Source organism: Capnocytophaga sp. oral taxon 380 str. F0488 (assembly GCF_000318255.2).
Taxonomy (GTDB): Bacteria; Bacteroidota; Bacteroidia; order Flavobacteriales; family Flavobacteriaceae; genus Capnocytophaga; species Capnocytophaga ochracea.
On sequence record NZ_KB291190.1, the window covers coordinates 86,630 to 96,538 of the forward strand.

Annotated in this window: 13 protein-coding genes; 10 read left to right on the forward strand and 3 right to left on the reverse strand. The window is 40.1% G+C overall.

Annotated features, from left to right (window positions below; translation table 11 throughout):
- Positions 1–262: 262 nt before the first annotated feature.
- From HMPREF9078_RS04115 to HMPREF9078_RS04160, 10 genes are all read left to right on the forward strand, one after another.
- A complete protein-coding gene (locus HMPREF9078_RS04115) occupies positions 263–1,372 on the forward strand; it encodes a beta-ketoacyl synthase N-terminal-like domain-containing protein (protein ID WP_009419484.1) in 1,110 nt (369 codons plus the stop codon).
- Positions 1,373–1,460: 88 nt separating this feature from the next.
- A complete protein-coding gene (locus HMPREF9078_RS04120; RefSeq protein WP_232207516.1) occupies positions 1,461–1,664 on the forward strand; it encodes a 3-phosphoshikimate 1-carboxyvinyltransferase in 204 nt (67 codons plus the stop codon).
- An 80-nt stretch (positions 1,665–1,744) separates the two neighbouring features.
- Positions 1,745–2,002: a hypothetical protein gene (locus HMPREF9078_RS04125; protein ID WP_009419485.1), complete on the forward strand. Its 258-nt coding sequence runs from the start codon at positions 1,745–1,747 to the stop codon at positions 2,000–2,002.
- Between the two features lie 3 nt (positions 2,003–2,005).
- The gene (locus HMPREF9078_RS04130) at positions 2,006–2,548 is read left to right on the forward strand and encodes a hypothetical protein (protein ID WP_009419486.1); all 543 of its coding nucleotides are present in this window, start codon (positions 2,006–2,008) and stop codon (positions 2,546–2,548) included.
- Positions 2,549–2,631: 83 nt separating this feature from the next.
- Positions 2,632–2,862 (forward strand): hypothetical protein, encoded by a 231-nt coding sequence (locus HMPREF9078_RS04135; RefSeq protein WP_009419487.1) that lies wholly within the window; start codon positions 2,632–2,634, stop codon positions 2,860–2,862.
- A 180-nt stretch (positions 2,863–3,042) separates the two neighbouring features.
- A complete protein-coding gene (locus HMPREF9078_RS04140) occupies positions 3,043–3,777 on the forward strand; it encodes a leucine-rich repeat domain-containing protein (protein WP_009419488.1) in 735 nt (244 codons plus the stop codon).
- Positions 3,778–3,918: 141 nt separating this feature from the next.
- Positions 3,919–4,176: a phosphopantetheine-binding protein gene (locus tag HMPREF9078_RS04145; RefSeq protein WP_002674344.1), complete on the forward strand. Its 258-nt coding sequence runs from the start codon at positions 3,919–3,921 to the stop codon at positions 4,174–4,176.
- A 2-nt stretch (positions 4,177–4,178) separates the two neighbouring features.
- A complete protein-coding gene (locus HMPREF9078_RS04150) occupies positions 4,179–5,375 on the forward strand; it encodes a beta-ketoacyl synthase (RefSeq protein ID WP_009419489.1) in 1,197 nt (398 codons plus the stop codon).
- A gap of 199 nt (positions 5,376–5,574) precedes the next feature.
- Positions 5,575–6,009 (forward strand): hypothetical protein, encoded by a 435-nt coding sequence (locus HMPREF9078_RS04155; protein ID WP_009409899.1) that lies wholly within the window; start codon positions 5,575–5,577, stop codon positions 6,007–6,009.
- A 123-nt stretch (positions 6,010–6,132) separates the two neighbouring features.
- Complete coding sequence (locus HMPREF9078_RS04160; protein WP_009419490.1) at positions 6,133–6,729, forward strand: ribonuclease HII; 597 nt, start codon at positions 6,133–6,135, stop codon at positions 6,727–6,729.
- Between the two features lie 51 nt (positions 6,730–6,780).
- Here the strand turns inward: HMPREF9078_RS04160 and HMPREF9078_RS04165 are convergent, their stop codons facing one another.
- The 3 genes from HMPREF9078_RS04165 to dut all read right to left on the reverse strand — a co-directional run bounded on the left by HMPREF9078_RS04165 (position 6,781) and on the right by dut (position 9,357).
- Positions 6,781–8,049 carry a murein hydrolase activator EnvC gene (locus HMPREF9078_RS04165; RefSeq protein ID WP_009419491.1) on the reverse strand — a complete coding sequence of 423 codons (1,269 nt, stop codon included), beginning with the start codon at positions 8,047–8,049 and terminating at the stop codon, positions 6,781–6,783.
- A gap of 64 nt (positions 8,050–8,113) precedes the next feature.
- Positions 8,114–8,890, reverse strand: coding sequence for a DUF4292 domain-containing protein (locus HMPREF9078_RS04170; protein WP_009419492.1), 777 nt, complete (start codon positions 8,888–8,890; stop codon positions 8,114–8,116).
- 29 nt (positions 8,891–8,919) lie between these two features.
- Complete coding sequence (gene dut, locus HMPREF9078_RS04175; RefSeq protein WP_009419493.1) at positions 8,920–9,357, reverse strand: dUTP diphosphatase; 438 nt, start codon at positions 9,355–9,357, stop codon at positions 8,920–8,922.
- Between the last annotated feature and the right edge of the window lie 552 nt (positions 9,358–9,909).

A 9,909-nucleotide genomic window follows, 5' to 3' on the forward strand; every position in this document is an offset into this window, starting at 1 on the left:
CCTTCTTACACCCTTTTTTCATCAAAAGACCTCTTAGTCTCCTTTTGAAAATTTCCGTTTCCTTCCGAAAGCTCTAACCAGTCCGATTTGTCCAACAAGTCATACCTGTCAAAAACCATTTTTATTACTACCCATTCTCTCATTTTCTAATCTGCTAATTTGCTAATTTTCTATGTCTGTCGTGCTACGACTTGCTAATTTGCTAATTACGTCGTATATTTGCACTTTATATCAAAAGTTTATAAGGCTCCTGCCACCAAAAATGTATATCCAGCATTATAATATAGTAACCCCTTTAGGCTTCGACCTCCCCACTATCGCCAATTTGTTACTGCGCGAGCGTTCGGCTATCGCCCGTTATCCTATGTACGGACAGCTCACCGATGTTTGCCTTTCTAAGATTGGCGACGGAGCTATCGAAAGCCGATTTCAGCAGGTGGTAGAACGCAATGACTTTTCACGCTTAGAAAAGCTTCTGCTCTTGGCAATAGCTCCTATTTTTCATAAAATCAAAATCACCCCTCGAACCGCTCTTATCCTTTCCTCTACCAAAGGCAATATTTCAGAGCTTACCAATGGCGATAGCGCTCCTCTGCTTTCAACTTTGGCTCAAAAAATGGCTAATGCCATAGGGGTAACCACTACTCCCATAGTCGTTTCCAACGCTTGTGTCTCAGGAGCAATGGTACTCTCGGTAGCCGATAGACTCCTAAAAGCCGATGCTTACGATAATGCCATAGTATTAGCAGGCGATGAGATAAGCGAATTTGTACTTTCGGGCTTTCAATCCTTTCAAGCGATGAGTGCACAACCTTGCAGACCTTATGATGCTCAACGCGATGGCATTACCTTAGGCGAGGCTACCGCAGTGGCTTATGTAACCCGTGAGGCAACAGGTGCTAAAGCACAACTTTTGGGTAGCAGTTCTATCAACGATGCCAACCATATTTCAGGACCTTCACGCACAGGCGAAGGGCTTTATTTAAGCGTCCTAAACGCCCTCGATGAGGCAAAGTTACGCCCTGAACAGATAGACCTCATCAACGCTCACGGCACCGGCACCCTCTATAACGACGAGATGGAGAGCACTGCCTTTATGCGCGCCGGACTCTTGTCTCCTCCGCTAAACAGCTACAAAGGTTATTTCGGTCATACCTTAGGCACTTCAGGTTTGCTCGAAACCGTACTCACCATCGAATTTGCTCGCCATAAAATCCTCTTAAAGAGCCTGAATTATGAAACCTTAGGCGTTTCACAGCCCATTAATGTATTAAAACAAACCCAACACACAGAAGTAAAACACCTCCTAAAAACCGCCTCAGGTTTTGGCGGAAGCAACACAGCATTAGCAATAAAAGTGATTAACGATTAGATATTTCTAAAATATCATAAGAAATGTTTACAAATCACGTTAGTATATTGGCAAAATATTTGTATCTTTGCAGAAAATAATGAATATTATGGGAACAGATGTTTTAGAAAAGAAAAAAAAGCAAACTACCTTAGACGTAGGTAATAAAAAAATAGGTTTTGCTCTTATAAAAGAAGAAAAAGAAGACTCACATCAAGAAGAAAACCTAACTACTCTTATAAAAGAAGCCCAAAAAGTGGGAGCCGACCTTTATAAAAAAGGGTTAATTGCTCCTTGTGACCCTATCCGATAAAATGAAAAAGGTAATTTGCGATACGAATGTAATAAGCCGTTATATTCTTAATAGTAGTGCAGAAATAACGATAACCATTGATGAAATGGCCCGCTTTCTATGAGGGTATCGAAAGGGCTAAGCGAATGAAGCTAAAAACAGTAATAAATAGCATTCCAGTAATTAATATCAACGATGATATTTGTAACGTCGCAATGAAACTTGTTTTCCAAAAACCTCATTCAAAAGTTGCCGACACACTGATAGGAGCTACTGCTATTTATTATGATATGAGTATCTATACCTTGAATAAGAAAGATTTTGAACTCATAGGAGCTCCCTTATATAGTATCACTTAAAATATGAAAACTTGTACGATAGAAAATAATACCATAACCCTCAACGACTCTGTGCTTTTCTCCGATAAAAGTACTTCTTTCGTCGATTTCTCCAAAAAAGCCCTCAAAGCCCTGCAAATGGATTATCCCAAGTTCTTCAAAATGGATAACCTCAGCAAGCTCGCTTTTTTAGCAGCCGAAGTCCTCTTGCGTCCGTTTTCGCAGTCGGAGAAAAATAGCGTTGTCCTTGTATTCGCCAATCGTTCTGCCAGTCTTGATACCGACCTTAAACATCAAGCTACTATCGCGAACCCACACGAATATTACCCCAGTCCCGCTGTGTTTGTTTACACCCTACCCAACATCTGTTTAGGCGAGATAAGCATACGCCACCAGCTGAAAACCGAAAACAGTTTTTTTGTATTCGATAGCTACGAGCAAGCTGAACCTTTCCTACAACAGTATAGCCAAGCTCTATTAGCCCAAGGCAAAGCCGAAAGTGTACTAATGGCGTGGGTAGAGTTCTTACAGGGCGATTATAGAGCCATAGCAACTTTAATAGATTAGTAAAATTAGCTAATTTCCAAAATTTGCTCATTTGCTAATTCTTCACTATCTTTGTCGTTGTATAACTTTAAAAGTAAAAAATAATGAATACCATAATATTAAAAAATCAATTAGATTTTCAGCAGTACCAATTAGCAGTAAAAGCTTTGGCTGATATGGGAATAGAGGTTGCTGAACCTGAAGATTCCTTTGAAATTACGGAAGAAGATATCCGCAGTATAGAGCGTGCACGCGAAGATATCAAACACGGGAGAGTGCACAGTAATGAGGAGGTTTTTAATGAAGCAAGAGCATTGGAAAAGAGTTTTCTTTAAAAGTAGATTTATTTTGTATTACCAAGTAGATGAGGAAAACGATACATTCTATATTCTGCACTTCCGCAGTAGCTCTCAAAAACCCTTGTAATCTTTAAACTGAAAACCAGCCTTTAAACCCTTGTTAGTTGAAATTAATTTTATACATTTGCACCGTAAAAACTTAAAAAATTACATTCAATGAAAAAATTTTTATTACTCTTTTCAGTTTTTGCTCTTTTTGCTTGTAAAAAAGATAGCGACAACTCAATTCCAGCTTCTGATTATGAACTGAGTGCTGATGGACTTACTTTAGTGAAGTGGAAAAATGAGAATACTTCCGTTCTTGATATGCAAGCCGATGGCACCCTTAGCAAGGTAAAAATTATTGGTGAAAAAGCTTTTTATGCTCATAAAAAGTTAGGCACTATCACTTTACCTAATGGTTTAACAAATATTGGTAAAGAGGCTTTTTTGGGGACTAAAATCAATAGTATCACCATTCCTGCGGGAGTGCAAGTGATAGGCAAAGAAGCATTTATGGGGTCTCTTCTTACTACTGTTCAGTTTTCAGAAGGACTTATTACTATTGATGAGGACGCTTTCAATTCGTGTCAGATTCCAACTCTCAAATTCCCTGAAAGTCTACAAGCTATTGGTAGAGATGCTTTTCATTATAACGATGTAATTGTTTCGGTTACTTTTCCTAAAAATATACAAAGCATAGGAGTTTTTGCTTTCTATTCTTGTAGTAAACTCACTTCGGCTACTTTTAAAGGAGCTAATCCACCACGAACAAGTTTCCCTATTTTCAATAATGTATCCAACAAAATAGCACATATCTATGTGCCTAAAGGAAGACTCAGTGTTTATAAAAGTGATACTCAATTAAATCTCCAGAATCACTACGACAATGAGATTTCCGAAGAACCCTAAAATAGTTTTTTACAACAAACTTAATAAAGTAGAGATGAGTAATTCGTCTCTACTTTTTTTGTCGCTCAATTTGCTAATTTCTAAAATTTGCTCATTTGCTAATTCTTCACTATCTTTGCCCCCTAATAATAACTTTTTATAATGGACGCACTTATTTTAGAACTCAAGAACAAAATTATTGAAGTACTCAACTTAGAAGAAGTAACCCCCGAGGATATCGATGAAAATGAACCTCTCTTTGGTACTGGCTTAGCCCTCGACTCTATCGATGCTCTCGAACTTATCGTACTACTCGACAAGAATTACGGTATCCGCTTAGACGACCCTAAAAAAGGAAAAGAAATCTTCCAATCGGTGAAAACAATGGCTGATTACATCACCGCTCACCGCACCAAATAGCGATGCCGAAAAAAGTAGTCATCACGGGAATGGGTATCAACTCTTCGATAGGTAACACTGTCGGAGAGCATTTTTATGCCCTTACCCATCGCCAAGCAGGTATCAGCAGGATTGAAAATGTAGCAACCATTCACGCAAGCCACATCAAGGTAGGCGAAATCAAACGCACGAACACTGAGCTTATTACTGCTTTGCGATTACCCGAAGTGAACGCCTATTCACGCACCTCTCTCTTGGGGATTATCGCCTTGCAGGAAGCCATTGCCAATGCCGGTCTTACCCCTTCAGCCCTCACTCACTGCGGACTCATTATGGCTTCCACGGTGGGGGGTATGGATATGACCGAAAACTATTTTTTCCGCTATGGCGATGATGAACCCCTGCGACGCTATATCACTACTCACAACATAGGCGAGGTAACTCATCAAATCGCCGATTATGTAGGCATAAAAGGCGTTGTAACTAGCGTGAGTACTGCCTGCTCTTCTTCGGCAAACGCTATAATAACAGCTATCAACCTGCTACGCACTGGCAGAGCTAATTGCCTCATTGCCGGTGGTGCCGATGCCCTCTCTAAATTCACTATCAATGGCTTTAACACTTTGATGATTCTCTCGGATACTGACTGTACTCCTTTCGACCAACATCGCAAGGGTTTAAACTTAGGAGAAGCAGGTGCTTTTTTGGTATTAGAAACCGAAGAAAATGCCCTACAACGCGGGGCTACTATACTAGCAGAAATCAAAGGGTGGGGCAATGCCAATGATGCTTATCACCAAACAGCCTCCTCCGCCGATGGTGAAGGTGCGTTTTTAGCAATGCAAAAAGCCCTACAAATAGCAGGATTAACCCCTGCAGATATCGATTATATCAATGCACACGGCACAGCTACCGTAAACAACGATCTCTCCGAAAGTCGTGCCTTAATGCGTATCTTTGGCGAGCACGTCCCCGATTTTAGTTCTACCAAAGCCTTTACGGGACATACTTTGGCAGTAGCTTCGGCAGTAGAAGCGGTATTTAGCGTTTTAGCCTTACAACACGGGGTGGTATTCCCTAACCTCAACTTCAGTACTCCAATGGAAGAAGTGCCTATCCGCCCACAAACCGAACTGAAATACAAACCTATACAACACGTGCTTTCCAACTCCTTTGGCTTTGGAGGCAACTGCTCAACACTTATTTTAGGTAAGAGATAAGAGGTAAGAGGTGTCATATCCTGAAATAGGTTTACACTAAAAACAGGAAAATATATGATAGAACAAAGAAAAAATAATAGTTTGGCACAGTAATTATTCTTTGTTTTTACTTCTGTTAAAAAGTTAAACTTTGTTAATTATTTGTTTGTTTGGTTCTTATTATATAGGTTTGTACTCTAATCTTAAAAGTAATCATATTATGAAACAGACTCTTAAAAACAACTTGATAGTCGTATCGCTATATATTTTAGCGGGATTTATCTTTAATGGATACCTACCTTATATGTTAGTTGTATTCCTGATACTATCGGCAACAGTTTCTTACTTTTTGTTCAGAAGAAAAAGTAAAGAGGAAACACGCAAGGGATTATTACTTATGCACGCTCCTTTTCTGTTAATTTTAATGGTAGCTGCTTTGTTTCTCAACAATATAAGGGTAGTACTTCCTTATTTGCTTTTTGTACCTGCTGTTGTATATTTGGTGTATTGTGCTATATTTTCAGAAAGAAAAGTGCTGTTTTTTGCAGGAATCATAGCCTTATCTATTATTAGTGTAGTTACCTACAACGAAATTTCAGGAACAAATGAAATATTTGATGTAAGCTACTACTCGAGATTCATTACACAAAAATAAAATTTAGAAAAACCCGATTTATTACCTAAAATCGGGTTTTTATATTGCTTTTTATAAGAGGAAGGAGTAGATATTCTTCACTTTTTTCAACTACTTATATCTCTTACCTCTTATCTCTTACCTATGTTACAATTATTCTATCATTCTTCCTTAGAAGCGGGTACTGACGAGGCGGGGCGCGGCTGTCTGGCGGGTCCTGTAACGGCGGCAGCTGTGATATTGCCCCCCGACTTCAAAAACGACCTCCTCACCGATTCTAAACAACTCACTGAAAAACAGCGCAACCTCCTGCGACCTATCATCGAGCGCGAGGCAGTGGCTTATGCTGTTTGTCACGTACTCCCTTCCGAAATAGACGAGCTGAATATCCTCCGCGCTTCTATCACGGCTATGCATCGCGCTATTGCTCAGCTCAAAATAACCCCCGATTTTATAGCGGTAGACGGTAATAAGTTTGTGCCTTACCAGAAAGTACCTTACGCTTGTGTAGTAAAAGGCGACGGCAAAATACAAACCATTGCAGCGGCTTCGATACTTGCGAAAACCTACCGCGATGCCTATATGGAAGACCTTGCCCTGCAGTTCCCTGAGTACCATTGGCAGCAAAACAAAGGATATCCCACCTCCGAACACCGCAAAGCTATTGCCGAGCACGGTACTACTGAGCACCACCGCAAAACATTTCAGCTACTGCCCGTGGAACAGTTGAGTTTGTTTTAACAAAAATCCCTACAAGAGTTTACTTTCTTTTGTAGGGATTTTATTATGTTATTACATTTTATGTATCCAGAATTCGGGGTTGAGGCGGGTAGTGTTTTTATATATAAAAAACTTCATTTCAGTCTTGCCATTGCTATCGGTGAAGATTTTGCCAAGAGGCTCTTTGGCTTTTACCTTATCTCCTTTCTTTACATACACATCAGTGAGATTGTAATAAATAGTGATGTAGTTACCGTGTCGCACTTGCACCACTTTGTTACTTCCTGGTATCGATTGTATGGCTGATACTTCGCCTTCAAACACACAACGGGCTTCTGAACCCTTTTCAGTAGCAATGGTTACCCCATTATTGTAATGTTGCAACTCAGGATATACAGGGTCGTAATACACCCCAAAACCTTGTGATTTGTAGCCCTTTGCCACTGGCCAAATAAGATTACCCTTGTTGGCTTCGAAGCTATCGGCTACTTTACGGGATTCGGGAGTAAGTACAAAAATAATTTCAGTATTGGAACCTGAGGAAGGAGAAGAAGTAGTTTTAGGAGCGTTTTTTCCTCTGTTTAAAGCAGCTAAACGCTCTTTCTCACGTTTATTTGCCTCTATAATAGCCAAACGAATCAGGCGCTGTATTTCGCGGTCGATAGCGTTAGCTTGTTTTTGTTTTTCTCGTATCTGTGCTTCGTAGTTGCGTTCTGCGGCACGGATATTGGTAGCCAACACTTCCAATTCTTTTTTCTCAGTCTCCAAAGTAGCTTGCTCTTGGCGTTGCTCTTCCAATACTTGGTTTTTAGTATTGCGTTGGGCTACCAAAGTATTGTTGATATTCTTTATTTTATCAGTCTTTTCTCGTATGAGGCTCACCTGCTCTTTGCGATAGTTGGCATACTGTTTCATATAAGCCAATCGCTTGTAGGCTTGCGAAAAACTTTCGGAAGAAAGCAAGAATAACAATCGGTTTTGTGCCGATTTACTTTTGAACGACTGTTTGATAATCTTAGCGTATTCTCCTTTGTGGTATTCCAATTCTTTTTTAAGGGTACGCAGTTGTTCCTCATTGTCAGCTATTTCTTTAGAAAGTAAATTTGCCTGTTGCTGATTGATTTGTATTAGGCGTGTGCGCGCTAATATCTTCTCATTAGCAACTTCTATCTGCTGAATGGTAGTTTTGTGTTGCTGACTTTGTTGTTGGCGTAAAGCGGACATCTGCTTGATTTGTTCGAGCAGTGCCTTCTTGCGTTGTTCTAATTCTTTTTGCTTAGTTTGCGCTGTAAGGAGTAGCGGAAAGCAAAGCAAAAGCAGTGTGATTTTTAGTATATTCATAGGTCGTAGCACGACGGACAGTTTAACGTATTTTCAAACTTTGGCAAAGTTTACGACACATTTGTTACTTGTTTATTGTTATTTCTTTCATTCCCGATGGGATTTTAAAAGGGAAGGACAGTTTTTTATCTAAATCCAATCCTTTGAACTCTAAAGTGATTTGGGTACTATTCTCTCCCTCGCTGGCAACTATCTTAATGGAGAGAGGTAATAAGAGTTCCCCCACTTGCTGATAGCTGTAAGTTGCTATTGCCTTTTGGTTTGCTCCCAAATGATTTACTTCGGTAACCTCCACACGGTAATTATCAGGAAAAAAGCGGTAAATCACTTCTACGGGCGACTCTCCGGTGACTTCAATATTATAGCGGTTGTTGTCCTCAGGGAGGAGCTTGATAAAACCTTCGCTTTTAAAGTTGAGACTGTAAAGCGCATTGCCTAATAATAGGTTCTGTAATTCGTTAAAACCTACATCAATGCCTAATAGTTTGCTGATATAGCTAAAATCACCGCTGAAAAAAGAACTGTCTAAACGGTTATAATATTCGGCTTTTTCGGGGGTGATGAGTGCTTTGGCTACTCCCAAAGGAGCGGATATCCATATTGTTTTGTCTTTCTCCATACGGAAAGATAGAGGCAAACTCTGCTCATTCTTACCGTCTTTATAAGTTACTTGCAGGTTAGCGCTAAGTGTTTTAAAAGCAGGAAACGATTTTAGGTGGCGGTTGATAATTTCTTTGGCTTGTTTATCAACGCTTGTTCTACCAGCGGGAGTTACCACTGCTTGTTTGGTTTTACAGCTCACCAATAGCAAGACTGTAAGGATTAAGATGATTTTTTTCATAATATGTTATTTCTCAATGAGACTATTTGCTAATTACCTCCGGTGCTTCCGAAGCCTCCGGTACCTCTTTCAGTTTGTGAAAGCTCGGTTACAGTTTCAAAAGTGGCTTTCTCATACTTGGCAAATACCATTTGGGCAATACGGTCGCTGTGGGCAATGGTAAAGGGTTCATTGGATAGGTTTACGATAGGAACTTTAACCTCGCCACGATAATCACAATCGATAGTACCTGGGCTATTGATTACTGTAATACCGTGCTTGATTGCCATACCGCTACGCGGACGCACTTGTGCTTCATAACCTTCGGGTATTTCTAAGAATAAGCCGGTAGGCACGAGGGTGCGCTCTAAGGGTTGTAAGGTGATGTTGCTGTTAGGCAAATTAGCTCTTAGGTCTACGCCTGCGGCTCCTTCGGTTTGATATGAAGGGAGCTCGTTATTTGATAGGTTTTTTATTTTTACTGTCATTTTTTAGTGAGTTTCAACTTTGGCAAAGTTTGCGGTGTTTATTACTAATTACTTGTTGCGCCACAATTCTTGCGGTGTATTCATTCTTGATGTTTTCTTTTATTATTGGGTGCAAAGATACGACGTAATTAGCAAATTAGCAAGTCGTAGTAGGATAAGGGTTAAAAATTAGGAGCGAGGCCTTAGGCCATAGGCACTAGGCACTAGGAGTTGCGACGTAAAAGCGACAGGCAGAGAAAATGAGTAAATGAGAGAATGAGGAAATGAGAAAATGGGGTGTGAGGTTGTATTAGAGGAATGAGGCTGTGCCTCAGAAATCAAACAAATTTTAAACAAAATCAAGGCTACGCCTTGTGAAGTAACTTTTTAGAACATCAACTTTGGCAAAGGTGCGAGCCGCACAGGCGGAGAAAAATTAGGAAATGAGAAAATGAGAGAATTAGGAAATGAGAAAAAGCGACGTGTTGAGACTATTAGGTGTGTTCGGAAGGAAACGGAAAAGTTCGGAAGAAGAGAGGGAGAGATTTTGATGAAAAAAGGGTGTAAGGAGGG

Bases quoted from the DNA above. Each gene is read 5' to 3' on its own strand.
- HMPREF9078_RS04115 (WP_009419484.1), top strand. From the start codon at position 263: ATGTATATCCAGCATTATAATATAGTAACCCCTTTAGGCTTCGACCTC.
- HMPREF9078_RS04120 (WP_232207516.1), top strand. From the start codon at position 1,461: ATGGGAACAGATGTTTTAGAAAAGAAAAAAAAGCAAACTACCTTAGAC.
- HMPREF9078_RS04125 (WP_009419485.1), top strand. From the start codon at position 1,745: ATGAAATGGCCCGCTTTCTATGAGGGTATCGAAAGGGCTAAGCGAATG.
- HMPREF9078_RS04130 (WP_009419486.1), top strand. From the start codon at position 2,006: ATGAAAACTTGTACGATAGAAAATAATACCATAACCCTCAACGACTCT.
- HMPREF9078_RS04135 (WP_009419487.1), top strand. From the start codon at position 2,632: ATGAATACCATAATATTAAAAAATCAATTAGATTTTCAGCAGTACCAA.
- HMPREF9078_RS04140 (WP_009419488.1), top strand. From the start codon at position 3,043: ATGAAAAAATTTTTATTACTCTTTTCAGTTTTTGCTCTTTTTGCTTGT.
- HMPREF9078_RS04145 (WP_002674344.1), top strand. From the start codon at position 3,919: ATGGACGCACTTATTTTAGAACTCAAGAACAAAATTATTGAAGTACTC.
- HMPREF9078_RS04150 (WP_009419489.1), top strand. From the start codon at position 4,179: ATGCCGAAAAAAGTAGTCATCACGGGAATGGGTATCAACTCTTCGATA.
- HMPREF9078_RS04155 (WP_009409899.1), top strand. From the start codon at position 5,575: ATGAAACAGACTCTTAAAAACAACTTGATAGTCGTATCGCTATATATT.
- HMPREF9078_RS04160 (WP_009419490.1), top strand. From the start codon at position 6,133: ATGTTACAATTATTCTATCATTCTTCCTTAGAAGCGGGTACTGACGAG.
- HMPREF9078_RS04165 (WP_009419491.1), bottom strand. From the start codon at position 8,049: ATGAATATACTAAAAATCACACTGCTTTTGCTTTGCTTTCCGCTACTC.
- HMPREF9078_RS04170 (WP_009419492.1), bottom strand. From the start codon at position 8,890: ATGAAAAAAATCATCTTAATCCTTACAGTCTTGCTATTGGTGAGCTGT.
- dut (WP_009419493.1), bottom strand. From the start codon at position 9,357: ATGACAGTAAAAATAAAAAACCTATCAAATAACGAGCTCCCTTCATAT.